Below are 24,638 nucleotides of genomic sequence, written 5' to 3' on the forward strand. Positions count from 1 at the left end.
AGGCGGTGGAGGTGTTACCAGGTCAGGCGCGGGTGACCTTGCCGGCCTTGATGCACGAGGTGCAGACCTGGAGCTTCTTGGTGGTGCCCCCACCGGCCGGGGTACGCACCGACTGGATGTTCGGGTTCCAGCGGCGGTTGGTCTTCTTCTTGGACCAGGGCACGTTGTGGCCGAAGCCCGGCCCCTTGCCACAGACGTCGCACACGCTAGCCACGGGATACTCCTGAGATTGATACGTTCATGAGGTCGCCGGCAGGCGCTGCCCGGACAACCTGGCCAGGGTACCCGATGCACTCCGGGCAGGACCAACCGCCCGTCCCGGCCCCCGCCGCCCGGCCCGGCCCGGCCCCCGCCGCCCGGCCCGGCCCGGCCCCCGCCGCCCGGCCCGGCCCGGCCCCCGCCGCCCTGCCCGGCCGGCCGCCGCGGACCGGGACGGCACTCCCGGACCGAACCGGGACACGCCAGCCGACCCCGGCGGGTGTCGGTCGCCGCCAGTAGGCTTCTGGCCGTGCTGGACACCCTCGACGCCGCCGCGGTGGGCCGCTGGTGCGCGGGCGGTCTGGCCGCGCTGCGCCGGCACCAGGGCGAGATCGACGAGCTGAACGTCTACCCCGTGCCCGACGGGGACACCGGCACCAACCTCGTGCTCACCCTCACCTCGGCCCAGCAGGCGCTGGCGATGGAACTCGCCACCCTGCCCGGGGACGGCACGACCGCACACGGGCGGGCGCTACGGCTGATGGCCCGGGGTGCGCTGCTCGGCGCGCGGGGCAACTCCGGGGTGATCCTCTCGCAGATCCTGCGCGGCCTCGCCGACACGCTCGGCGACGTGCCCGCCGTCGCCGGCCGGGCGTTGGCCGCCGCGCTGCGCGACGCCACCACCGCCGCCTACGCCGCGGTGGCCCGACCGGTCGAGGGCACCGTGCTGAGTGTGGTCGCCGCCGCCGCGACCGCCGCCGAGCAGGCCGACAGCGACGACCTGTGCACCGTGGCGCGGGCCGCCGCCGGGGAGGCCGCCCGCGCGCTGGCGCGTACCCCCGGGCAGCTGCCCGCGCTGGCCCGGGCCGGCGTGGTCGACGCCGGCGGCCGGGGGCTCTGCCTGCTGCTCGACGCGCTGGTCGAGGTGGTCACGGGGGAGGCTCCGGCCGGGCCGCCGCCGGTGGCCCGCCCGGTGCGCCCGCCGCTGACCGTCGTCCGGGAGACCGGCTCCCCCGAGTACGCCTACGAGGTGCAGTTCCTCCTCGACGCCCCGCACGGGGCGGTGACCCGGATGCGCGCCGAACTGGCCACGCTGGGCGACTCGCTGGTGGTGGTCGGCGACGCCGGCTCACCCGCCGAGTCCACCACCTGGAACGTCCACGTCCACGTCAACGACGTCGGGGCGGCCGTCGAGGCGGGGGTGGCCGCCGGCCGGCCGTACCGGATCTCGGTGACCCGGTTCGCCGACCAGACCCCGCCGGCCGACCACGTCGCCACCGACGGTCGGGCGGCCGTGGTGGTCGCGACCGGTGTCGGCATCGCCGAACTCCTCGGTGGCGAGGGAGCGACGGTGGTGCCGGGCAACCCGTCCACCGGTGAGCTGCTGGACGCGATCCGGGCCACCGCCGCCGCCCGGGTGGTGGTCCTGCCCAACGACCCGAACACCCAAGCGGTGGCGAGCGCCGCCGCCCGGGAGGCGCACCGGTTCGGGGTGAAGGTCAGCGTGGTGCCGACCCGCTCGCCGGTGCAGGCGCTGGCCGCGCTCGCCGTGCGGGACCCGCAGCGCCGGTTCGCCGACGACGTCATCGCGATGGCCGAGGCGGCCGGGGCCTGCCGGTACGCCGAGGTGTGCCACGCCAGCCGGGAGGCGCTGACCGTCGCCGGCCCGTGCCGGCCCGGCGACGTGCTGGCCCTGGTCGAGGGGGAGGTGCACCTGATCGGCAGCGACCTGGTCGACACCTGCGCCGCCGTGGTCGACCGGATGCTCGGCGGCGGCGGTGAGCTGGTCACCCTGCTCACCGGCGCGGACGCCCCGGCCGGGCTCGCCGAGGCGGTCCGGGAGCACGTGACCCGGCGCTGGCCCTTCGTCGAGGTGCAGGCGTACCCGGGCGGGCAACCGCACTATCCGCTCCTGGTGGGGGTCGAATGACGACGGCCGAACCGGCCACGGTGGACACCGCGCTGACGAAGCTGGTCGGGGAGCGCACGGCCAGGGCGCTCGCCGGTCATCTCGACCTGCACACCGCCGGTGACCTGATGTACCACTTCCCGCGCCGCTACGACGAGCGCGGCGAGCACACCGACATCCGCTCGCTGGACGTCGGTGAGCAGGTCACCGTGCTGGCCCAGGTGCAGCGCACGGCGGTGCGTCCGATGCGGCAGCGCCGGGGCAACCTGCTGGAGGTGACCGTCGGCGACAACTCGGGCGGGACGCTGACGTTGACCTTCTTCGGCAACCAGGCGTGGCGGGAACGCGAGCTGCGCCCCGGCCGGTGGGGGTTGTTCGCCGGCAAGGTCACCGAGTTCCGGGGCAAACGGCAGCTCAACGGCCCCGAGTACGTGCTGCTCGGCGAGGGTGGCGAGGGTGAGGCGGCGGCCTCCGAGGAGGTCGAGGAGTTCGCCGGGGCGCTGATCCCGGTCTATCCGGCTGCCGCCGCCGTGCCGACCTGGGTGATCGCCAGGTGCGTCCGGGTGGTGCTGGACACGGTCGCCCCGCCTGACGATCCGCTGCCGGCGTCGCTGCGGGCCGACCGCAAGCTGGTCGGCATCGGCACCGCGCTGCGCGAGATCCACCGGCCGTCGAGCAAGGAGGAGCTGTACCGGGCCCGTCGCCGGCTCAAGTGGGACGAGGCGTTCGCCGTGCAGTTGACCCTGGTGCAGCGCAAGCTGCGGGCGGCGTCCTGGCCGGCGACGCCGCGCCCGGCGAAGGCGGGTGGCCTGCTCGACGCGTTCGACGCCCGGCTGCCCTACGAGCTGACCCCCGGGCAGCGCGACGTCGGCGTCGAGATCGCCGCCGACCTGGCCACCCCGCATCCGATGCACCGGCTGTTGCAGGGCGAGGTCGGTTCCGGCAAGACGGTGGTGGCGTTGCGGGCGATGCTCCAGGTGGTCGACGCGGGCGGCCAGGCGGCGCTGCTGGCCCCGACCGAGGTGCTCGCCGCCCAGCACCACCGGGGCATGCTCGACCTGCTCGGCCCGCTGGCCCAGGCCGGCGAACTGGGCGCGGCCGACGACGCGACGCGGGTGGAGCTGGTCACCGGCTCGCTGGGCGCGGCGGCCCGGCGGCGGGCCCTGGCCGAGGTCGCGCAGGGGCGGGCGGGCATCGTGCTCGGTACCCACGCCCTGCTCTACGAGGGCGTCGACTTCGCCGACCTGGGTCTGGTGGTGGTCGACGAGCAGCACCGGTTCGGCGTGGAGCAGCGCGACGCGCTGCGTTCCAAGGCCGACCAGCCGCCGCACGTGCTGGTGATGACGGCCACCCCGATCCCGCGCACGGTGGCGATGACCGTCTACGGCGACCTGGAGACCTCCACCCTGTCCCAGTTGCCGCAGGGCCGGTCCCCGATCGCCTCGCACGTGGTGCCGGCCGCCGAGAAGCCGGCCTTCCTGGACCGGGCGTGGCGGCGGGTGCGCGAGGAGGTCACCGCCGGCCACCAGGCGTACGTGGTGTGCCCGCGCATCGGTGAGGGGCCGGCGGCCGAGGAGGAGCCGCCCCGCGAGGACGACAACGGGCGACGCCCCCCGCTGGCGGTGACCGAGGTGGCGCCGCTGCTCGCCGACGGTCCGCTGCACGGGCTGCGGATCGGCGTCCTGCACGGCCGGCTGCCCGCCGACGAGAAGGACGCGGTGATGCGGTCCTTCGCCGACGGTGACCTCGACGTGCTGGTCGCCACCACGGTGGTCGAGGTCGGGGTGAACGTGCCCAACGCCACCGTGATGATCGTGCTGGACGCCGACCGGTTCGGGGTCTCACAGCTGCACCAGCTCCGGGGCCGGGTCGGCCGGGGTTCGGCTCCCGGGCTCTGCCTGCTGGTCAGCGAGGCGGACGAGGGTTCGTCGGCGCGGGAGCGGCTGGACGCGGTCGCCTCCACCACCGACGGGTTCAAGCTGGCCGAGCTGGATCTGGAGCAGCGCCGGGAGGGTGACGTGCTGGGGGCCACCCAGTCCGGCCGCCGCTCGCACCTGCGGCTGCTCTCCCTGAGACGCGACGCCGACCTGATCCGTGACGCGCGGGCCGAGGCGGTCGCCCTGGTCGACCAGGACCCGGAGCTGGCCCGGCACCCGGCCCTGGCCGCCTCGGTCGCCGCCCTGGTCGACGAGGAACGCGCGGAGTACCTGGAGAAGGGCTGACCGCCGCCCCGACGCGCGGACGTCGGGGCGGCGGTCAGCCGGCCGGGTGCGCCACGACCCGGCGGGACGGCTCAGGGACGGCGTTTCTCGATGACGGTCCAGCCGGTCCACCCCCGGTCGGCGACCAGCCTGCGCAGCCGCCTGACGACGGGATGGGCCGCGTCGGCGAACGAGTCCATCAACCTGACGAACGCGGGGTCGGGGGTGACCTCCTTCTGCATCGCCAGCTCCCCGGCGGCCTCCGCCTGCGCGAACATCTCGGCCATCAGGTCCGCCGTCTCGTGCAGCAGCTCCTCGTCCTGCCAGTTCTCGGCGATCCGTCCGATCAGTCGGTAGAACTGGACGACCTGGGGGTTGTCGAGCTGGGCCACCTTGTCGGCCATCAGCGTCGGGATCGCGTCCGGCCACCGCGCCGCCATCAGGATCCATCCGTCGCGTTCGCCCTCGACGGCGACCAGTGGCACCCCGGCGGCGCGGAGCCGGTCCAGATAGTCGACCACCTCGGCGGGGACGGCGAGGGTGTCACCGTCACGGAGCCTGGCGATCCGCCGTCGGTGCTCCTGAAGCGCCCGGATCTGGGTACGCAACTGGTGGTCGATCTCGGTGGTGGCGGCGGCGAACGTCGCCGGGTCGGCGTCGAGCAGTTCGCGGACCCGGCTCAGCGGGACGCCGGCCTCGGCGAGGGTGCGGATCCGGATCAGGCGTACCACCGCCGCCGCGTCGTACGTGCGGTAGCCGGAGGCGTCGCGCTCCGGTTCCGGCAGCAGCCCGATCTGGTGGTAGTGCCGTACGGCGCGGATGGTCACCCCGGCGTACGACGCCAGCCGTCCGATCGTCAACATGGCCTCAGCCTGCCCGATCCGGCCGCACCGTCAACCGACCCGACGGCGGTGCACGACCATCGCGCCAGCGTACGCGACGACGAGGAGGCCGGCGCACCAGACGAGTGCGGTCCACACCTCACCGCCGTCCGGCTGCCCGGCGAGCAGGCCGCGCAGGGCGTTCACGATGGAGGTCACCGGCTGGTGCTCGGCGAAGGCCCGCACCGGGCCGGGCATGGTGTCGGTGGGCACGAAGGCCGAGCTGACGAACGGTAGCAGGATGAGCGGGTAGGAGAACGCGCTCGCGCCGTCCACGGAGGTGGCGGTCAGGCCCGGGATGACCGCGAGCCAGGTCAGCGCCAGGGTGAACAGCAGCAGGATGCCGGTGACCGCCAGCCAGGCCAGCGGGCCGGCCCCGGAGCGGAAGCCCATGGCGAGGGCGACCAGCACCACCACCACGAGCGAGATCAGGTTGGCGACCAGCGAGGTCAGCACGTGTGCCCAGAGCACGGCCGAGCGGGCGATCGGCATGGACCGGAACCGCTCGAAGATGCCGCCCTTGAGGTCCAGGAAGAGCCGGTACGCGGTGTAGGAGATGCCGGAGACGACGGTGATCAGCAGGATGCCGGGCAGCAGGTAGTTCACGTACCGGTCGGACCCGGTCCGGATCGCGCCGCCGAACACGTAGACGAACAGCAGCAGGAACGCGATCGGCATGATCGTGGTGGTGATGACGGTGTCCGGGCTGCGGCTGATGTGCCGCAGCGAGCGCCCGAGCAGGGCGGCGGTGTCCGGCAGGAAGTGTCTGGTCATCGGGGTCCTCAGTGGCTCGTGCCGGCGGGGCGGGCGGGGTCCGGGGTGCGGTCGGTGTCGGCGGTGGCCCCGTCGTCGCCGACGATGGCGAGGAACACGTCCTCCAGGGTGGGCTGCTTCTCGACGTACTCGACGGTGGCGGGCGGGAGGAGCTGCTTGAGCTGGGCCAGCGTGCCGTCGGCGATGATCCGCCCGTGGTGCAGCACGGCGATCCGGTCGGCGAGCTGTTCGGCCTCGTCGAGGTACTGGGTGGTGAGCAGCACGGTGGTGCCCCGGCGGGCGAGTTCCCGGACGGCCTGCCACACCTCGATCCGTGCCTGCGGGTCGAGCCCGGTGGTGGGTTCGTCGAGGAAGATCACCGGTGGGTCGCCGATGAGGCTCATCGCGATGTCGAGGCGGCGGCGCATCCCGCCGGAGTAGGTGCCCACCCGCCGACGGCCCGCGTCGGTGAGCGCGAAGCGGCCGAGCAGGTCGTCCGCGATCCGGCCGGGGTCGGGCAGGTGGCGCAGCCGGGCGACCAGCACCAGGTTCTCCCGGCCGGTGAGGATCTCGTCGACGGCGGCGAACTGGCCGGTGAGGCTGACGGACTCGCGTACCCGCGCGCCCTGGGTGGTGACGTCGAAGCCGTGCACGTGGGCCGTTCCGCCGTCCGGCCGGAGCAGGGTGGCGAGGATGCGTACCAGGGTGGTCTTCCCCGCTCCGTTGGCGCCGAGCAGGGCGAGGATGCTGCCCGGGGCCACGTCGAGGTCCACTCCGCGCAGCACGGGCAGTTCGCGGTAGGACCTGGTCAGGCCCCGGATCTGGATGGCGGGCCCGGGGGCTCGCGTCGACTCTGTCGTGGACATGGCGTCAGCATGCGAGGTTGACGCTGCGGCAGGGTCAAGCGTGAAACCGCGCAGGGCGCGTCGACCGGTCGGTCGACGCGCCCTGCGGGCGTGCTGTGCGGGGCAGCGCCCTGCGGTGCTGTGCGGGGGCAGCGCCCTGCGGGTGTGCTGTGCGGGTCAGACGGTGAAGCGGATGCGCCGACGACGGGCGACGAGGAAGAGCACCCCGCCGGCCACCAGCAGGGTGGCCGCACCGGCCGCGATGGCACCGGCCGCCGCGCCGGTCACCGGGAGGCCGCCGTCCTGGTCGCCGCCGCCACCGCCGCCACCGGTGGACGGGCAGTCCTTCGGCTGCTCCCACTTCAGTGGGCCGCCAGAGTCGAGGTCACCGGTGACGGTGACGGTGAGCCCCTTGCTGGCCGGGAAGCTGACCGTCCCGGTCCGGCCGGGCTCGACGGTGATCTTTTTCGGCTCGCCCTTGTTGGGGGTGAACACGGAGGTCAGCGGGGTGCCGTCCTCCGGGTTGCTGATCCGGAAGATCATCTTGTCGCAGCTCGACTCGTAGCTGGCGTCGGGGGTGCCGACCTCGGGCTGCTGGCAGTCGGCGGGCTTCTGCCAGCCGCCGGTGAAGTCCTTCATGCCGGGGGCGGTGACGGTGATCTCCTGCGCCTGCCCGGCGCTGAGCCTGCGGGTCTCGATCTTGCGCAGCGGGACGGTCACCTGCTCGGTGAACCCACCGCTGCCGACGATCGCGAAGGTCGCCCCGGCGTTGCCGCCGCGGTTGACCAGGGTCAGCTCGACGTTGCCGTCGCAGTCGGACTCGGCGATCACCTCCGGCGCGGCCGAGCAGGTGCCCGAGCCGCCGTTGTACCAGGCGCGCGGGCCGGTGGAGCGGGCGCCGATGCCGGCCGGGCTGCCGACCTTGCGGTCGCCGTACCGGTCGCTGGTGTCGGTCAGCGGGTCGATCAGCTTGCTGCCGAAGACGAAGTCGACCTGGGTGTAGCAGTTCGGCACCTCGACGGCGAAGTCGAGGGTGGCCACCCCCAGCTCGCCCGGGGCCACCCCGGTGAACTTCTTGACCGACTTGTCGAGCACGTACTGCGGGACGGCGAACTTCGCCGACGGCGTCACGTACGACACCAGGGCCAGATCCTGCTCCTCGCCCCGGCACAGCGGGCCGTTGGTCAGCGTGATCGACGCCTTGCCCGCCGGCCCGTCGAAGGTGTGCGTGTAGCGGGCGTCGGCGGCGGCGACGCAGGACGGCGCGGGGTCGCCGCCCGACGGGGTGGTGGCCGTCGCGCTCGGCGTGGCGGTCGCCGTCGGCGTGGCCGTGGCCGTGGGAGACGGTGAGGCTGCGGTGGCGCCCGCCGGGGCGGTCAGGGCGAGGGCCGTGGCCAGGCCGGCCAGGGCGGCGGCGGTCGCGGCGAGCGGTCGCCGTGGCGACAGCTGGGGACGGATCACGCGTACTCCCGGGGTGAGGGTGCGTCAGGGCGCGGCGGGGGTGGCGTCTGTCGGGTCACGGCAGGGATGGGGAGCGCCGTGACGACGCCGGTCCGGCGCCCTGGCCGGCGGAGCGGCACCGGCACCGGGCCGACCCTAGTGGGCCCGTCGATACGGACATAGCGCACAGCCGGCACAGGGAGTGTTGTTATACATATGAGATCATTGATCTACCTGAAGTGATCATGTGGTCACCCGGCCCGGGTGCACCGCGCCGCCGGCCCGCGCCGCCCGTCGCGTAGCGTCACAGGCATGCACAGGGGCAGACCGTGACCCGGATCGTGGCCGGCACGCTCGGCGGACGACGGATCGCCGCACCCGCCGGCGGCGGTACCCGACCCACCTCCGACCGGGTCCGGGAGGCGCTGTTCAGTGCCGTCGCCGCCGAGGTGGACCTGGACGGGGCCCGCTTCGCCGACCTCTACGCCGGCTCCGGCGCGGTCGGGCTGGAGGCGCTGTCCCGGGGCGCGGCGCACGTGCTGCTCGTCGAGTCCGACCCCCGGGCCGCCCGGGTGATCCGGGAGAACGTCGCCGCGCTGCGGGCCGCCCCCGCCGCCCGACTGGTCACCGGCAGGGTGGCCGGGGTGGTCGCGGCCGGGCCCGGCGGCGATCCGTACGACGTGGTCTTCGCCGACCCGCCCTACGCGGTGCCGGACGACGAGATCACCGCCCTGCTGACCGGGCTGGTCGCGCACGACTGGCTCGCCCCCGACGCGCTGGTCGTGGTCGAGCGGTCCACCCGGGGCGGCCCGGTCGACTGGGTGCAGGGCATCACCGCCGGGCGCAGCCGGCGTTACGGCGAGACCACTCTTTGGTACGGTCGCCGATCATGAGACGTGCGGTGTGTCCCGGCTCGTTCGACCCGGTCACCAACGGACACCTCGACATCATCGGACGGGCCAGCCGGCTCTTCGACGAGGTGATCGTCGGCGTGCTGGTGAACCAGTCGAAGAGCGGCCTGTTCACCGTCGAGGAGCGGATCGACATGCTCCGCGAGGTGACCTCCTCGTACGGCAACGTGCGGGTCGCGTCGTTCCGGGGGCTGCTCGTCGACTTCTGCCGGGCGCAGGAGGCGAGTGTGCTGATCAAGGGCCTGCGGGCGGTCAGCGACTTCGACTACGAGTTGCAGATGGCCCAGATGAACATCGGCCTGGCCGGCGTGGAGACGCTGTTCATGCCGACCAACCCGCTCTACTCGTTCCTCTCCTCCAGCCTGGTCAAGGACGTGGCGAAGTGGGGTGGCGACATCTCCTCGCACGTGCCCGACACCGTCCGCCGGGCGCTGCAGGCCCGGCTGACCGTCCCGCGTCCCTGAACCGTCGCGCGGTCACGCCGCATCCGGGCGGCGCGTCGGGCCGGGGTGGTGGCGGCGGTGGTGGCCGGGGCACGACATCATGTGGTGCAGCGCCGAAGCCGGGCGCAGGCCGCATCATGTAGGTCGGCCGACGAACGACAGGAGTGAGGTACCGGTGGACCCGCTCGACCGCATCGACGAACTGATCGCCATGGTGGAGCAGGCGCGCTCCGTCCCGATGTCGCGCAACAACTGCATGGTCGACCGGGGCGAGATGATCGCCGCCCTCGACGAGATGCGCGCCGAACTCCCCGCCGACCTGCGCCGCGCCGCCGCCCTGCTGGAGGAGCGGGACAAGATCATGGAAGCCGGCAAGCGGGAGGCCGACCGGATCATCAGCGAGGGTGAGGCGGAACACGCCCGGCTGGTCTCGGTGAACGAGATCACCGTCTCCGCCGAGCACGAGGGGGCCCGGATCATCGCCGAGGCCCGCGCCGAGGCGCAGCGGCTGCGCGAGGAGGTCGACGACTACGTCGACACCGCGCTGGCGAACTTCGAGCAGTTCCTCACCCGGGCGCTGGCCTCGATCGAGCGCGGGCGGGACAAGATGCACGCGCTGCGCGAGATCGGCACCTTCGGTGGGGACGAGGCGGAACGCCCGTTACCCTTCTGAGCGGCACCTCATCCCACCGACGGACGGGTCGGGCGTCGCCCCCGGTTCGACGACCAGGCGGTCGCCCAGGTAACCTTTTTTGTCGGCCTCTCACCGGCCGGAGTCTGACTATGCCCAAACACTCGCCTTCATCACTCAACCCCAGGGCGCCGCTGGTCCTCGACACGAGGGACCTGCCGCGTCGCCCTGGCGCGTTGCGTACGCATCGGCGGGTCGTGCCGGCACCGGCGGACCTCGGCGGAGAGTTGATCGGCGTGCCGGAGGGCGCGGACCTCGACCTCGACCTGAGGTTGGAGTCGGTGTCCGAGGGCGTGCTCGTCTCCGGGACCGTGACCGGTCCCGTCCAGGGCGAGTGCGGTCGTTGCCTGCGCGCGATCGACTACTCGTTGACCGTGAACGTCCAGGAGCTGTACGCGTACGAGAACAGCACCACGGACATCACGACCGACGAGGACGAGGTGGGCCGGATGCAGGACGATCTGATCGACCTGGAGCCGGCGCTGCGGGACGCGGTGGTGCTCACGCTGCCGACCAACCCGCTCTGCCGGGAGGACTGCCCGGGACTGTGCCCCGAATGCGGGGTGCACCGGGACGATCTGCCGGCCGATCACAGCCACCAGCAGATCGACCCGCGTTGGGCGAGCCTGTCGCAACTGAACCGTACAGAGGAGTAGGAACCGTGGCCGTCCCCAAGCGCAAGATGTCGCGCAGCAACACCCGGTCCCGCCGGGCGAACTGGAAGGCGGCTGTGGTCGCGACCGTGGCCTGCCCGCAGTGCAAGTCCCCCAAGCTGCCGCACGCGGCGTGCTCCGTCTGCGGCACGTACAACGGCCGCCAGGTCCTCGAGGTCTGACCTGGACGCCGAGTGACACCCCCGACCACGGGTCGGGTGGCGCGCGCACCCCGGCGATCGCCCGGTGCCCCGGCTCCCTCCGACACCGGCCGGCCTGATCCGGCCGGCCCGGCGAGGGAGTCGGGCACCGCGCGGATCGCCGTTGACCTCCTCGGCGGGGACGATGCTCCCGCCGTCGTGGTTGACGGCGCTCTGCGGGCGGTGCGGGCCGACCCGGACCTGCACCTGCTGCTCGTCGGCCCGACCGAGGTCGCGGCCGGGGTGGTCGACGCCCTGACCCCGGCGCAACGGACCCGGATCACCATCCGGGCCACCCGGACCGCCGCCGGGCCGACCGAGCACGCCCCCCGCGCCGACAGCACCGTCCGGGCGGCCGTCTCCGCCGTCCGCGACGGCGCCGCCGACGCGCTCGTCTCCGCCGGGTCCACCGGCGCCACCGTCTCCGCCGCCGCCCTCGGCTTCGGCCGCTGGCCCGGCGTGCGCCGGCCCGCGCTGGTGGCGACGATCCCGGCCGTCTCCGGCCCGGTGGTCCTGCTCGACGTCGGCGGCTCCCTGGAACCCCGACCGGCCACCCTGGCCCGGCACGCCGTGCTCGGCGCGGCCTACGCCGCCGTCGCCCACGCCGTCGCCGCCCCCCGCGTCGGCCTGCTCTCGGTCGGCACCGAGGCCGGCAAGGGGGACCGCCCGCGCCGCACCGCCGACCTGATGCTCGCCGCCACCGCGCTGCCCGGTGACGCCCGCTACGTCGGCCTGGTCGAGGGGTACGACGTGACGTCCGGCGTCCGCGCCGACGTGGTCGTCACCGACGGCTTCACCGGCAACATCCTGCTCAAGACCATCGAGGGGGCGTACGCGATGGCCGGGGGCCCACCGACCAGTGGCGGAGCGCCCCGGGCGGCGGCCCTGCTCGGGGTCGGCGGGACGGTGGTGGTCTGCCACGGCGCGGCGACCCCGGACGACGTCGCCTCCGGTATCGCCCTGGCCGCCCACCTCTGGCGTCGCCGGGCCACCGAGCAGGTCCGGGAGCAGGTCGCGCTCCTTCCCGCGAGCGACGGCACCGACCCGGAGCGGGAGGACACCCCCACCCGTTCCGCCGCCGACCGGGCCGACGAGGTGACCGGGAACACCGGACCCACGCCGGCCGGCCCGACGGTCCAGAACGCACCCGCCGCCCGGCACCCGGGTCATCCGCCCGCGTACCCCGGCGGGACCGAAGCAGAGGTAGGAACATGAGCAACGACAAGCGGCGGCGTGCGCCCGTCAGCCACCTGGAGGCGGCGTTCGGGGTGACACTCGACGCCGAGCTGCTGGAGCGGGCGCTGACCCACCGCTCGTACGCGTACGAGAACGGCGGGCTGCCCACCAACGAGCGGTTGGAGTTCCTCGGCGACTCGGTGCTCGGCGTGGTGATCACCACGGCGCTGTTCCGGAATCACCCCGACCTGCCCGAGGGGCAGTTGGCCAAGCTGCGGGCCAGCGTGGTCAACATGCGCGCCCTGGCCGACGTGGCCCGGGGCCTCGGCCCGGACGGGCTCGGCGCCTACCTGCTGCTCGGCAAGGGCGAGGAGACCACCGGCGGGCGGGACAAGGCGAGCATCCTCGCCGACACCCTGGAGGCGCTGCTCGGCGCGATCTACCTCCAGCACGGGCTGGACACCGCGGCGGTCGTCATCCACCGGCTGTTCGACCCGCTGATGGCCGAGTCGGCGGGCCGGGGCGCGGCGCTGGACTGGAAGACCAGCCTCCAGGAGCTGACCGCCGCGCTCGGCCTGGGGGTGCCCGAGTACCGGATCGAGGGCACCGGCCCGGACCACCTCAAGACCTTCACCGCCTGGGTGGTGGTGGCCGGCAACCGCTACGGCGGGTCGGAGGGCCGCAGCAAGAAGGAGGCCGAGCAGCGGGCCGCCGAGGCGGCCTGGCGGGAACTCACCGCGCAGGCCGAGCGGGACCGGGCCGACAGCGGGCCGGACGAGCAGGACCGGGTCGGCCCCGGCCCGGTCGACGCCGACGCGACGCCCGGGTCCACCCCGGACGGCCCGGCCGGGTCCACCGGCAACGGTACGGTCGGGTCCACCGCCGACGGGCCGGCTGCCGACGCGGTGCTCCCGACGGCGGACGAGACCGCCGAGGCGGGACTGGGCCGTGCCTGAGCTGCCCGAGGTCGAGACCGTACGGCAGGGACTGGCCCAGTGGGTCACCGGCCGGCGGATCTCGACGGTGGAGGTGCGCCACCCCCGGGCCGTGCGACGCCACCCGCCCGGCCCGGCGCACTTCGCCGACGTGCTGGCCGGCCGGACGGTGACCGACGTGCGGCGGCGCGGCAAGTACCTCTGGCTGCCGCTGGACAGCGGGGACGCCCTCGTCGGCCACCTGGGCATGTCGGGGCAACTGCTGCTCCAGCCGGCCGAGGCGGCCGACGAGCTGCACCTGCGGGTCCGGTTCCGGTTCGCCGACGACGGCCCGCAACTGCGCTTCGTCGACCAGCGGACGTTCGGCGGGCTCGCGGTCAGCGAGGGCGGCGCCGAACTGCCCGCCGAGATCGCCCACATCGCCCGCGACCCGATGGACCCGGAGTTCTCCGACGCGGGGTTCGTCGCCGCGCTGCGCCGCAGGCGTACCGAGGTCAAGCGGGCCCTGCTGGACCAGACGCTGCTGTCCGGAGTGGGCAACATCTACGCCGACGAGGCGCTGTGGCGGGCCCGGCTGCACGGCGCCCGCCCGACCGACGCGCTGACCGCCCCCGCCGCGGGTCGGCTGCTCGGGCACGTGCGGGACGTCCTCGGCGAGGCGATCACGCAGGGCGGCACCAGCTTCGACGACCTGTACGTCAACGTCAACGGGGAGAGCGGCTACTTCGACAGGTCGCTGAACGTCTACGGCCGGGAGGGTGAGCCCTGCCGGCGGTGCGGTGCGCCGATCCGCCGGGAGGCGTTCATGAACCGGTCGTCGTACAGCTGCCCCCGCTGTCAGCCCCGCCCCCGGGGTGCCCTCAGGGGCTGACCCCGAGCCGGTTCGGGGTTGCGCCGGTGTGCCGCGCCGCCGGCACCCCGGGCCGCCGCCGGATTTTCCCCGATCCACCCGGTCGGTCGTCCCGGGCGACCCGACCCGACCGCCCCCGCGTCCTCGGGGGCGGGCCGGGGCCGTTCCCCGATGTGCCCCGGCGTCGCCGTCCCTAGCGTCAGCACGGTCGGCAGGGCGCCGGCGGGAAGGGGGCCCGACTCAGATGGGCGGCAGACCGGTGACGGTGCGGTTGGCACGGTGGAGCGCGGAGCATCCGTGGCGCGCGATCGCGCTCTGGGTGGTCTTCGTGGCGGTGTGCTTCGTCGGCGGCAACGCCGCCGGCCTGAACGAGGCCACCCAGGCCGACCAGGCGATCGGCGAATCCGGTCACGCCGACGTGATCGTCACCTCGGGCGACTTCACCGATCCGGCGGTGGAGAACATCCTGATCACCCCGCGTACCGGCACCCTGGACCGGGCCGCCGCGCAGGCCGCCGCGACCGACGCGGCCGACCGGCTGCGACAGGTCACCGGGGTGGCGTCGGTCGGCGAGCCGGTCCCGTCGCGCGACGGTGCCGCGCTGCTGGTGCCGGTCACCATGGCCGGTGACCCGCAGACCGCCGCCGACCGGGTGCAGCCGCTGCGCGACGCCACCGCCGACGCCCAGGCCGCCCACCCGCAGCTGCGGATCGAGCAGGTCGGCGGTCCGTCGATCAACCAGGCGCTGGACGACACCCTGGGCCGGGACTTCAAGCGGGCCGAGCTGCTCAGCCTGCCGGTCACCCTGGCCATCCTGATCGTCGCGTTCGGCGCGCTGATCGCCGCCGGGGTGCCGGTGCTGCTGGCGCTCTCCTCGGTGGCCGCCGCGATGGGTCTGTCCACCCTCGCCTCCCACCTGGTGCCCGCCACGGACACCACCTCCAGCGTGATCCTGCTGATCGGGATGGCCGTCGGGGTGGACTACTCGCTGTTCTACGTCCGACGGGAACGCGAGGAACGGGCCAAGGGCCGGTCCGGGTTGGACGCGGTGGAGATCGCCGCCGAGACGTCCGGGCACGCCGTGGTCGTCTCCGGCTTCGCGGTGATCATCTCGATGGCCGGCCTGATGCTCGCCGACGACGTGGTCTTCTCCTCCCTCGCCGTCGGCTCGATCCTGGTGGTCGCCGTCGCGGTGACCGGCTCGCTGACCGTGCTGCCGGCACTGCTGGCCAAGCTGGGCCGCTGGGTGGACCGCCCCCGGGTGCCGCTGCTGTGGCGGCTCACCGCCCCCCGCGCCGGCCGGCACGGGCAGCCGGCCCGGCCCCGGTTCTGGCCGGCGGTGCTGCGACCCGCGCTTCGTGCTCCCCGGGCCACCCTGATCGTCTCGGTGGGGCTGCTGCTCGCCCTGGCCGCCCCGGCGCTCGGCATGAAGCTGAAGTTCCCCGGCATGGAGGACCTGCCCCGGACGACCCCGGCGATGCAGGCGTACGACCGGCTGACCGCCGCCTTCCCGAGCACCGGGACCAGCCACACGGTCGCCGTACGGGCCCCCGCCGACCAGGCCGACCGGGTGCGCGCCGCCCTGACCGGGCTGGCCCGCACCGCCGCCGCCGACCCGCTGTTCGCCCCGGCCGAGGCGGACGGCCCGACGATCGAGGTGTCGGCCGACCGCCGGGTGTCGGTGCTGGAGGTGGCCACCCCGTACGCCAGCCGGGACGACCGGTCGGTGCGCTCCCTGCACGAACTCCGCGACGACCTGCTGCCCGCCGCACTGCGCGGCATCCCCGGCGTCGAGTACGCCGTCGGTGGCGGGGTGGCCGCCAGCGAGGACTACGCCCGGCACATCCGGGAGAAGCTGCCGCTGGTGATGGCGTTCGTGCTGGCGCTGACCTTCCTGGTGATGACCTGGACGTTCCGGTCGGTGGTGGTCGCCCTCACCTCGATCCTGCTCAACCTGCTCTCCGCCGGGGCCGCGTACGGCCTGCTGGTGCTGGTCTTCCAGGGCGAGTGGGCGCAGGACCTGCTCGGCTTCACCTCGATGGGCGCGATCGTCTCCTGGCTGCCGCTGTTCCTGTTCGTGGTGCTCTTCGGGCTCTCCATGGACTACCACGTCTTCGTGGTCAGCCGGATCAGGGAGGGCATCCGGGGCGGCCGGTCCAACGCCGACGCGGTCGCCTACGGCATCACCTCCTCGGCCGGGGTGGTGACCAGCGCGGCGATCGTGATGGTCGGGGTGTTCGCGATCTTCGCCTCGCTCAGCACGATCGACATGAAGCAGCTCGGCATCGGGCTGGCCGCGGCGATCCTGCTGGACGCCACGATCATCCGGGCCGTGGTGCTGCCGTCGGTGATGACCCTGCTCGGCGAGGCCAACTGGTGGGCCCCCCGGTTCCTGCGCCGCCGCGACCGGCCCGCCGTCACCCCACCGGCCGAACCGACGCCGGAGCTGGTCGGGGCGCACTGACCGAGCGTCGGACCCGCCGCCGGTGACCGCCCGCCCGGGTGGTGCAGCGCCGTGGCCGGCGGCACGGGTGACCCGGACCGCACCGCGCGGTCCGGGTCACCGCGGTGTGCCGGGGACCGGCCCGGCAACGGTGGGGCAGGGCACCCGCCAGGCGTCCAGGGTGCGGTTCTTACGGATCGAGGCGAAGCCGTAGCCGACGGTCGTCACGCAGAACCGCGCCGGGTCACCGGCGTACTCGACCTGGAAGACCGGCTTGCCCGCGTCGGCGAAGGGGAGCAGCCGGGCGCAGCGGCGCAACCTGACGCACTCCTCGTCGACCGCGAAGTCGAAGTCCGGCGCGAGGGCGGCCACCTGGTCGACGTCGCCGACCAGGCCGGGGGAGAGGTCCAGGGAACGGGCCAGCCCGGCCGTGCGCCGGTTGAACAGCAGTTGGTCGTCGAAGCCGAGCGGGAAGCCCGACCGGTGGGCGTACCCGTCGGCGTCGACGAGGGCCACCGCGCCGAACCCCTTGCCCCGGCAGAGCCGGAACCGGTCGGCCAGGACGGGCCGCAGCAGGTCCCACCGCCGCACGTCCACCCACCGGGTGCCGGGCCGCCCGGCGGCAGCACCCCGCACCGCCGCCGGGTAGCGGGCGGCGTCCGGGTCCGTCCCCGCGTACGTCCCGACGGGCACGTGACAGATCAGCCGCCGGTCGCGCCGACGCAGCGCCCCGGTCTCGGCGGTGCTCACCCGTACCGGGTCGAGCAGGACGACGTCGGCGTCGACGGTGGTGTCGACCGGGCCGGTGAGCTGCCACTGCCACCGCCACTGCCGGGCCGCTGCGGGGGGCCAGGGGGTCGGTGCGCCGGGTGGGCCGAGGTCGGGACGGCAGGCGTACACCGGGGTCAGCAGGGCGAGTGCCAGCGTGGCCGGCAGCACCCGGCGGGCCGGGTGGCGGCGCGGTGGCCGGGTGGGCAGCGACGACCCGCCGCGCGTCGCGGACGCTGACGGCCGGATGCGCATCGGCTGCTCCCGGGTCCCGTGCGGTACGCCGCACGCCTCACCCGGTCAAACGAGAAGCCCCCGGCGACGACGCGGTCACGTCGTCGCCGGGGGCCCGGGATGATGTGGCCCGGTCGGCCGTCCCCGGTCAGCGCGGGGCGGCGAAGTCCTGCGTCCAGTACGGCCCGTTGCCGTTGGCCACCCCGACGCCGATCTCGGTGAACGCGCAGTTGAGGATGTTGGCCCGGTGACCGGGACTGTTCATCCAGGCGTCCATCACCGCGGCCGGGGTCGGCTGGTTCCAGGCGACGTTCTCACCGTAGGTGCGCCAGGCGTAGCCGGCCCGGTCCAGCCGCTGCCCGGCGTTGCTGCCGTCGCTGCCGGTGTGCGTCATGGTCTTGTGATCGGCCTGGTCCTGGCTGTGCTGCTGGGCGGCGAGGGTCAGCTTGGCATCGACGGTGACGGCGGCGCAGCCGGCCTTGGCCCGCTCGGCGTTGACCAGATCGACGACCTGCTGGGTCTGGCTGCCCCCGCCGCCGCTGACCGCCGCCCGGGTGGTGGGGGGCGCGGCCGGGGCCACGCTGCCGGAGCCGCCCCGGGCGGTCTGCCGCGACGCCGCCCGGGTCCGGCTCGGGGTGGGCGTCGGCGTGGCGGTCCGGCTCGGTGACGGGCTCGCCGACGTCGGTGACGGGCTCGGCGACGCGCTGGGGGAGGCCGGGGCGCTGCTACTCGGGGCGGTGCCGGTGATGACGGGCGCGGTGGCCACCGGCTCGTCGAGGGCGGCCCGGTCGGTGTTCCCGTCGTCGTCGGGCAGCAGCACCGCGCCGATGCCGAGGCTCACCACCAGGGTCGCCGCCGCGGCGGCACCGCCGATGAGCACCGGACGTCGCGACCGCCGCCGGGTACGACCGGTCGCGGCCACCGCGTCGACCGGTCCGACCGTCGGGGTGGCCGCGGTGGCGTCCCGCAGGTCGGCACGCACCGGCCCCACGGCGGCCGGGTACGGCTGCCGGCCGTCGGGTCCGGCGGGCGCGTCGGCCCGGGGGGCGTCGGGCCCGACAGCCCGGTCCACCCCGTCGTGCCACGGCCCGGCCTGCGGCTGGGCCCACCGGTCGGCCCCGTCACCGGACCACGACCCGTCCGGCCGGTCCGGCCACGGCTCCTGCCGGTCCGGCCCGGCGGCCGGCTGGCCCTGCCATGCGCCGGTCCGGTCGTCCGGCCCACCCTGCCACGGCTGGTCCGGCTCGCCGTGCCACGGCTGGTCCGGCTCGCCGTGTCCGGCCGGCCAGGTGCCGGGCTGCCCGTCCCGCCAGGAGGCGGCCTGCTCGTCCGGCCACCGGCCGGGCCGGTCGTCCCGCGCGCTCTGCCAGGCTCCGGTCCGGTCGTGCTCGTCCCGCCAGGCCCCGGACTGGTCGCCCTGCTCGTCCTGCCAGGCTCCGGTCCGGTCGTGCTCGTCCCGCCAGGCCCCGGACTGGTCGCCCTGCTCGTCCTGCCAGGCTCCGGTCCGGTCGTCCCGCCATGCGCCGGCCGGGTCGCCCTGCCACTCGCCGGCCCGGTCGTCCTGCCAGGCACCGGCCCGGTCCTCCTGCCGTGTTCCGGCAGGTTCGTCCCGACCGTCCGACCACCGCCCGTCCCGCCACGCGTCTTCCTGGTGGGCGGCGTTCCGGTCGTCCGGCCGGGCGGTGGTCTGCTCGACGGCGTCCCACTGCCCGGCGGGCCCGGCGTTCCAACGGCCGGTGGGTGCGTCCTGCCAGCCGGTCTGCCCGCCCTGCCACGGCTGACCGTCCGGTGCGTCGGTCCACCGGTCGGCGGCGGGCGGGGTGCCCCCGGCGGGTCCGGTCGCGGCGTCGGCCCCGGCGGGGCCCGGCTGCGCCGGTGCGTCCACGGCCGGGTCGTCACCGAAGAGGTACGCCGAGCGGGGGGCGGGACGGTCGGTCAGCCAGGCCGGGTCGTCCGTCGACGGCTGCGGCCGTCGGTACGCGGCGTCCGGGTCGTTCGGGTCGGTCCAGCCGTACACGCCTGTCGCCTCCACGGGTCGCTTGCGGGCCGGGGTGACGCTACGGCGGCCACGGAACAGCGGCAATGTGGCTAAGGAAGAGTTAAGGAGGGACGACCGTCCAGGGTCACCGTACCTGTCCGGGAAGGCGTAGAGTCAAGGAGTCCGGACAGAGAGTGTCCGAGCCTTGCGGCCCCCTCGGCAAGTGCACAGGGCAGACGTGGAGATGATCTACGGCCTGCGAGAACTTGACGAACGAGGGGTTATCGCTCAATATGTAGGTGTCGCCAGTCGCGCCCAGCCACGCCCGGATTCCGATGGCCTGGTAGTAGTCGCGAACACGAAATGGGCGCGCGTTGGCCGGCTTTTCCGGCAGCGCATATCAAGGAGTCAGCATGGCGAAGGCCCTCTACGGCCACGTAGGTGCAGCGCCCGACCGGCGTCTGCTCGACGAGGTCACCCGACTGCGTTCCAGGGTCCAGGCCCTGGAGTTCGAGATCACGCGCCTGCGTGCCGACAACGATCGGCTCGCGGCGGCTGCGGCGGAGGTGGACGACCTCCTCCGGCTGGCCGAGCCGGCGCTCACCTGATCGTCGGGTACGCAGAAAACTGAACAGCACCACCGCGAAAAAGCGCGCCGACACTTTCGTGCCGGCGCGCAGTGCTGTCCGCCACACATTTCTCCGCTCACCAATTCACGATCTTGCGAACCGATGTGGCGTGGGCCACCCCGATCAATTCCACCCACCGCACGGCGGTCGGCCGGCGGTGCCGGGGCGGGTCGCGTGCCGGTCGTCGCGTACCCACGGGTTAGTCTGCGGGTTCACCAGGTCCGCGCAGCCCGCGACGCCTGCGGTGGCCACCGGACGAGGATCGGACAGGTGCATCTCAAGAGTCTGACGGTGAAGGGGTTCAAGTCCTTCGCCTCCGCCACGACGTTGAAGCTGGAGCCCGGGATCACCTGCGTGGTCGGCCCGAACGGCTCCGGCAAGTCCAACGTCGTCGACGCGATCGCCTGGGTGCTGGGCGAGCAGGGCGCCAAGGCGCTGCGCGGCGGCAAGATGGAGGACGTCATCTTCGCCGGCACCGCCGGCCGGGCACCGCTGGGCCGGGCCGAGGTCACCCTCACCATCGACAACACCGACGGCGCGCTGCCGATCGAGTACACCGAGGTGTCCATCACCCGCCGGATGTTCCGCTCCGGCGAGAGCGAGTACGAGATCAACGGCGACTCCTGCCGGCTGCTCGACATCCAGGAGCTGCTCAGCGACTCCGGCATCGGCCGGGAGATGCACATCATCGTCGGCCAGGGCCGGCTCGACGGCATGCTGCACGCCAAGCCGGAGGACCGCCGCTCGTTCATCGAGGAGGCGGCCGGGGTCCTCAAGCACCGCAAGCGCAAGGAGAAGGCGCTGCGGAAGCTCGACGCGATGCAGACGAACCTCAACCGGCTGACCGACCTCACCGCCGAGCTGCGCCGTCAGCTCAAGCCGCTGGGCCGCCAGGCCGAGGTGGCCCGGCGGGCCGCCGCCATCCAGGCCAACCTGCGCGACGCCCGGCTCCGGCTGCTCGCCGACGACCTGCACACCCTGCGGGCCACCCTCGACAAGGAGATCGCCGACGAGACGGCGCTGCGCCAGCGGCGCGAACAGATCGAGGGCGAACACGCCGAGGTCCAGGGCCGCCTCGGCGAGCTGGAGGCCGCGCTCGCCGAGGACGCGCCGCTGCTCGCCGCCGCCCAGGACACCTGGTACAAGCTCTCCGCGCTCTCCGAACGGTTCCGCTCGGTGGAACAGGTGGCCCGGGAACGGCTGCGTCACCTCAGCGCCACCGGCGACGACGAGCGCCCCGGCCGCGACCCCGACCAGTTGGAGGCCGAGTCGCAGCGGGTCCGCGAGCAGGAGGAGGAGCTGCGCGGGGCGCTCACCGACGACCAGATCCGGCTCGCCGAGGCCGTCGAGCACCGGCAGGAGCTGGAACGCCAGCTCGCCGCCGCCGAACGGGAACTGGTCACCGCCGCCAAGGCGATCGCCGACCGGCGGGAGGGGCTGGCCCGGCTGACCGGGCAGGTCAACTCGGCGCAGGCGCGGACCACCAGCGCCGGTGAGGAGATCGAGCGGCTCGCCGCCGCCCACGCCGACGCACTGGCCCGCGCCGACCAGGCCCAGGCGGAGCTGGACGCGGTCGCCGAACAGTCCACCGAGGCCGACCGGGACAACGCCGAACTCGACGACCGGCACGCCGAGGCGGTGGCCGCCCACGAGCGGGCGCAGGCCACCGTCCGGGCGCTGGCCGACACCGAGCGGGCCGCCGAGAAGGACGCCGCGACGTGGAAGGCCCGCGAGGAGGCGCTCGCCCTGGGGCTGCGCCGCAAGGACGGTGCCGGGGCGCTGCTCGCCCGCGCCGACGAGGTGCCCGGCCTGCTGGGCAGCCTGGCCGGGTTGCTCACCGTCGCCGCCGGCCACGAGGCGGCGCTCGCCGCGGCGCTCGGCGGGCTGGCCGACGCGGTCGCGGTCACCGGTGTCGACGAGGCCGTCGAGGCGATGCGGCTGCTGAAGATCTCCGACGCCGGCCGGGCCGGCCTGCTGGTCGGCAGCCCCGCCGGCCCCGGCATGACCGGCTCCGCCGACGCGCTGCGCCCCCGGCTCCCGGAGACCGCCCGGTGGGCGCCGGACCTGGTGGAGTGCGCCCCCGAGCTGCGTCCCGCCGTACACCGGGCGCTGCGCGACGTGGCGGTGGTCGACGACCTCGCCGCCGCCGCCGAGCTGGTCGCCGGCAACCCGGAGCTGCGCGCGGTCACCCCGGACGGTGACGTGGTCGGGGCGTACGCGGCGGCCGGCGGGTCGGCCAAGGCGGCCAGCTTCATCGAGGTGCAGGCCGCCGTGGAGGAGGCCCGCACCAACCGGCACACCGCCGAGCGGACGGCCGCCGAGCTGCGCGACCAGCTCGTCGACGCCCGGGCCGAGGTGGCCGCCGCGAAGGAGGCGGTGCAGCACGCCGCCGCCGCCAAACGGGAGGCGGAGAGCCATCGCAACGCCGCCGCCCGTCGGCTGGCCGAGCTGGGTGCGGCGGCCCGGTCGGCGAAGGCGGAGACCGACCGGCTCGGCGAGAGCCGTTCCCGCGCCGAGGCGGCCCGGGAACGCGACCTGGCCGCCCTCGCCGAGCTGGCGGAACGGCTGCGGCTCGCCGAGGACACCCCGATCGACGCGGAACCCTCCACCGAGGAACGGGACCAGCTCGCCGCGATGGTGCCCCGGGCCCGGCAGAACGAGATGGAGGTCCGCCTCGCGGTGCGTACCGCCGAGGAGCGGGTCGCCTCGATCGCCGGCCGGGCCGACTCGCTGGCCCGGCAGGCGACCGCCGAGCGGGCGGCCCGGGAGCGGGCGGCGGCGCGGCGGGCGGCCCGGACCCGGGGCGCGGCGATCGCCCGCGCCGTGGTCGGTGGGGCCCGCGAGGCGCTGACCCGGCTCGGCACCTCCATCGCGCGGGCCGAGGAGCACCGCGACGCGGTCGCCCGGGAGCGCGCCGCCCGGGAGGCCGAGCTCCAGGAGGTACGCGGCGCGGCGAAGCGGCTCGGCGCGGAGCTTGCGCGGTTGACCAGCCAGGTGCACCGGGACGAGGTGGCCCGCGCCGAGCAGCGGCTGCGCATCGAGCAGTTGGAGGCCAAGGCCGCCGAGGACTTCGGCCTGGACGTGGAGACCCTGGTCGCCGAGTACGGCCCGACCCAGCCCGTCCCGCCGACCCCGGTGGACGTGGCGGCGGCCGAACGCGACGGCCTGCCGGTGCCCGAGCCGGTCCGCTACGAGCGCCCGGTGCAGGAGAAGCGGGCCGCCAAGGCGGAACGGGAACTGGCCCTGCTCGGCAAGGTCAACCCGCTCGCGCTGGAGGAGTTCGCCGCCCTGGAGGAGCGCTTCAAGTTCCTCTCCGAGCAACTGGAGGACCTCAAGGCCACCCGACGTGACCTGCTCACCGTGGTCAAGGACGTCGACGAGCGCATCCTGGAGGTCTTCGCCAGCGCGTTCGCCGACACGGCCCGCGAGTTCGAGCAGGTCTTCACGGTCCTGTTCCCCGGTGGTGAGGGCCGGTTGATCCTCACCGAGCCGGACGACCTGCTCACCACGGGCGTGGAGGTGGAGGCCCGGCCGCCCGGCAAGAAGATCAAACGGCTGTCGCTGCTCTCCGGCGGCGAGCGGTCGCTGACCGCCGTGGCGATGCTGGTGGCGATCTTCCGGGCCCGACCCAGCCCGTTCTACATCATGGACGAGGTGGAGGCGGCCCTCGACGACGTGAACCTGGGCCGCCTGATCACCCTGCTGGCCCAGTTGCGGGAGAAGAGCCAGTTGATCGTCATCACCCACCAGAAGCGGACCATGGAGATCGCCGACGCGCTCTACGGCGTGACCATGCGCAGCGGGGTCACCCAGGTGATCAGCCAACGGCTCAACCGGACCGACGCCGAGCGGTCCGACGGACACGAGGAGAATCACTAGTGGCACGGCAACGGCCGACGGCGCTCCTGCTCGACTTCGACGGCGTGCTGCGGCACTGGGACCCGGCGGTGGCCGCCGACGTCGAACGGGAGTACGGCCTCGCCGCCGGGGTGCTCGGCGAGATCGCCATGCACTGGGGGCGGCTGCAACCGGTGCTGACCGGTCAGGTCAGCCACGCCGACTGGATGTCCAGTGTGGCCGACGCGCTGAGCGACTCGGTCGGGCCGCAGCGGGCCCGCGCGGCCGTGGAGCAGTGGCAGCGCTACCGGGGCGAGGTCGACGCCGACGTGCTGGCCTTCGTCCGCGAGGCGCGGGCGGGCGGCATCCGGGTCGGGCTGGGCACCAACGCCACCGACCTGCTCGACACCGACCTCGCCGAGCTGGGCCTGGTCGGCGAGCTGGACGTGGTGGTCAACTCCTCGGTCGTCGGGGTGCACAAGCCGGCGAAGGAGTACTTCCAGGCCGCCTGTGCCGCCCTGGAGACCCCGCCCGCCCGGGTGCTCTTCGTCGACGACGAGGACTGGGCGATCCGGGGGGCGCGGGCGGCGGGGCTGTCGGCGTACCGGTGGAGCGGGCCGGAGGGGCTGCGTTACCTGCGGGCGGCGCTGGCCCACTGAACCC

At 74.4% G+C, this 24,638-nt stretch carries 20 protein-coding genes and 1 pseudogene; 14 read left to right on the plus strand and 7 right to left on the minus strand.

What is annotated here, in order from left to right:
• Nucleotides 1-22: 22 nt before the first annotated feature.
• The gene (gene rpmB, locus ACN261_RS15985; protein WP_046569512.1) at nt 23-214 is read right to left on the minus strand and encodes a 50S ribosomal protein L28; all 192 of its coding nucleotides are present in this window, start codon (nt 212-214) and stop codon (nt 23-25) included.
• 294 nt (nt 215-508) lie between these two features.
• Here rpmB and ACN261_RS15990 point away from each other — a divergent pair, with 294 nt between their 5' ends.
• Together ACN261_RS15990 and recG are read left to right on the plus strand one after the other, a co-directional pair.
• Nucleotides 509-2,128 carry a DAK2 domain-containing protein gene (locus tag ACN261_RS15990; protein WP_421486117.1) on the plus strand — a complete coding sequence of 540 codons (1,620 nt, stop codon included), beginning with the start codon at nt 509-511 and terminating at the stop codon, nt 2,126-2,128.
• Entirely contained in the window at nt 2,125-4,329 is a 2,205-nt protein-coding gene (gene recG, locus ACN261_RS15995; RefSeq protein ID WP_425850876.1) for an ATP-dependent DNA helicase RecG, read from the plus strand. Before ACN261_RS15990 ends, recG begins: the two co-directional genes overlap by 4 nt.
• A 71-nt stretch (nt 4,330-4,400) precedes the next feature.
• Here recG and ACN261_RS16000 read toward each other — a convergent pair whose 3' ends face one another.
• From ACN261_RS16000 to ACN261_RS16015, 4 genes are all read right to left on the minus strand, one after another.
• On the minus strand, nt 4,401-5,171 hold the full coding sequence (locus tag ACN261_RS16000; protein ID WP_421486119.1) for a MerR family transcriptional regulator: 771 nt from the start codon (nt 5,169-5,171) through the stop codon (nt 4,401-4,403).
• Between the two features lie 30 nt (nt 5,172-5,201).
• The gene (locus tag ACN261_RS16005) at nt 5,202-5,963 is read right to left on the minus strand and encodes an ABC transporter permease (RefSeq protein ID WP_421486121.1); all 762 of its coding nucleotides are present in this window, start codon (nt 5,961-5,963) and stop codon (nt 5,202-5,204) included.
• Nucleotides 5,964-5,971: 8 nt separating this feature from the next.
• Complete coding sequence (locus tag ACN261_RS16010) at nt 5,972-6,808, minus strand: ABC transporter ATP-binding protein (protein ID WP_425850879.1); 837 nt, start codon at nt 6,806-6,808, stop codon at nt 5,972-5,974.
• 156 nt (nt 6,809-6,964) lie between these two features.
• Nucleotides 6,965-8,248 (minus strand): cell wall anchor protein, encoded by a 1,284-nt coding sequence (locus ACN261_RS16015; protein ID WP_425850881.1) that lies wholly within the window; start codon nt 8,246-8,248, stop codon nt 6,965-6,967.
• 308 nt (nt 8,249-8,556) lie between these two features.
• On the opposite strand from ACN261_RS16015, the gene rsmD reads away from it, so the two are divergent.
• The 9 genes and pseudogenes from rsmD (at nt 8,557) to ACN261_RS16060 (ending at nt 16,550) form a co-directional block, all read left to right on the plus strand.
• Nucleotides 8,557-9,120: a 16S rRNA (guanine(966)-N(2))-methyltransferase RsmD gene (gene rsmD / locus ACN261_RS16020; protein ID WP_421486126.1), complete on the plus strand. Its 564-nt coding sequence runs from the start codon at nt 8,557-8,559 to the stop codon at nt 9,118-9,120.
• Nucleotides 9,117-9,602 (plus strand): pantetheine-phosphate adenylyltransferase, encoded by a 486-nt coding sequence (gene coaD, locus ACN261_RS16025; protein WP_088646035.1) that lies wholly within the window; start codon nt 9,117-9,119, stop codon nt 9,600-9,602. Before rsmD ends, coaD begins: the two co-directional genes overlap by 4 nt.
• A 154-nt stretch (nt 9,603-9,756) precedes the next feature.
• On the plus strand, nt 9,757-10,254 hold the full coding sequence (locus ACN261_RS16030) for a hypothetical protein (protein WP_088646034.1): 498 nt from the start codon (nt 9,757-9,759) through the stop codon (nt 10,252-10,254).
• 110 nt (nt 10,255-10,364) lie between these two features.
• A complete protein-coding gene (locus ACN261_RS16035) occupies nt 10,365-10,928 on the plus strand; it encodes a YceD family protein (RefSeq protein WP_421486128.1) in 564 nt (187 codons plus the stop codon).
• Between the two features lie 5 nt (nt 10,929-10,933).
• Nucleotides 10,934-11,107: a 50S ribosomal protein L32 gene (rpmF, locus tag ACN261_RS16040; RefSeq protein WP_088646032.1), complete on the plus strand. Its 174-nt coding sequence runs from the start codon at nt 10,934-10,936 to the stop codon at nt 11,105-11,107.
• A gap of 135 nt (nt 11,108-11,242) precedes the next feature.
• A pseudogene (locus ACN261_RS16045) lies at nt 11,243-12,193 on the plus strand (phosphate acyltransferase PlsX); the annotation flags it as partial.
• Nucleotides 12,194-12,336: 143 nt separating this feature from the next.
• Nucleotides 12,337-13,257, plus strand: coding sequence for a ribonuclease III (rnc, locus tag ACN261_RS16050; protein ID WP_425850885.1), 921 nt, complete (start codon nt 12,337-12,339; stop codon nt 13,255-13,257).
• Nucleotides 13,250-14,107 carry a bifunctional DNA-formamidopyrimidine glycosylase/DNA-(apurinic or apyrimidinic site) lyase gene (mutM, locus tag ACN261_RS16055; RefSeq protein ID WP_420118462.1) on the plus strand — a complete coding sequence of 286 codons (858 nt, stop codon included), beginning with the start codon at nt 13,250-13,252 and terminating at the stop codon, nt 14,105-14,107. Before rnc ends, mutM begins: the two co-directional genes overlap by 8 nt.
• 223 nt (nt 14,108-14,330) lie before the next feature.
• Nucleotides 14,331-16,550 (plus strand): MMPL family transporter, encoded by a 2,220-nt coding sequence (locus tag ACN261_RS16060; RefSeq protein ID WP_425850887.1) that lies wholly within the window; start codon nt 14,331-14,333, stop codon nt 16,548-16,550.
• Nucleotides 16,551-16,646: 96 nt separating this feature from the next.
• Here the strand turns inward: ACN261_RS16060 and ACN261_RS16065 are convergent, their stop codons facing one another.
• Nucleotides 16,647-17,552 carry an endo alpha-1,4 polygalactosaminidase gene (locus ACN261_RS16065; RefSeq protein WP_421486136.1) on the minus strand — a complete coding sequence of 302 codons (906 nt, stop codon included), beginning with the start codon at nt 17,550-17,552 and terminating at the stop codon, nt 16,647-16,649.
• Between the two features lie 127 nt (nt 17,553-17,679).
• Nucleotides 17,680-19,614: a CAP domain-containing protein gene (locus ACN261_RS16070; protein ID WP_425850890.1), complete on the minus strand. Its 1,935-nt coding sequence runs from the start codon at nt 19,612-19,614 to the stop codon at nt 17,680-17,682.
• Between the two features lie 308 nt (nt 19,615-19,922).
• On the opposite strand from ACN261_RS16070, the gene ACN261_RS16075 reads away from it, so the two are divergent.
• The 3 genes from ACN261_RS16075 to ACN261_RS16085 all read left to right on the plus strand — a co-directional run bounded on the left by ACN261_RS16075 (nt 19,923) and on the right by ACN261_RS16085 (nt 24,634).
• The gene (locus ACN261_RS16075; protein WP_067305353.1) at nt 19,923-20,117 is read left to right on the plus strand and encodes a hypothetical protein; all 195 of its coding nucleotides are present in this window, start codon (nt 19,923-19,925) and stop codon (nt 20,115-20,117) included.
• A 291-nt stretch (nt 20,118-20,408) separates the two neighbouring features.
• The gene (smc, locus tag ACN261_RS16080) at nt 20,409-24,017 is read left to right on the plus strand and encodes a chromosome segregation protein SMC (RefSeq protein ID WP_425850892.1); all 3,609 of its coding nucleotides are present in this window, start codon (nt 20,409-20,411) and stop codon (nt 24,015-24,017) included.
• Nucleotides 24,017-24,634, plus strand: coding sequence for an HAD family hydrolase (locus ACN261_RS16085; RefSeq protein WP_421486141.1), 618 nt, complete (start codon nt 24,017-24,019; stop codon nt 24,632-24,634). Before smc ends, ACN261_RS16085 begins: the two co-directional genes overlap by 1 nt.
• Nucleotides 24,635-24,638 lie beyond the last annotated feature (4 nt).

Origin of the sequence: Micromonospora sp. WMMD723, assembly GCF_049863385.1 — a bacterium.
Classification (GTDB): Bacteria; Actinomycetota; Actinomycetes; order Mycobacteriales; family Micromonosporaceae; genus Micromonospora; species Micromonospora wenchangensis.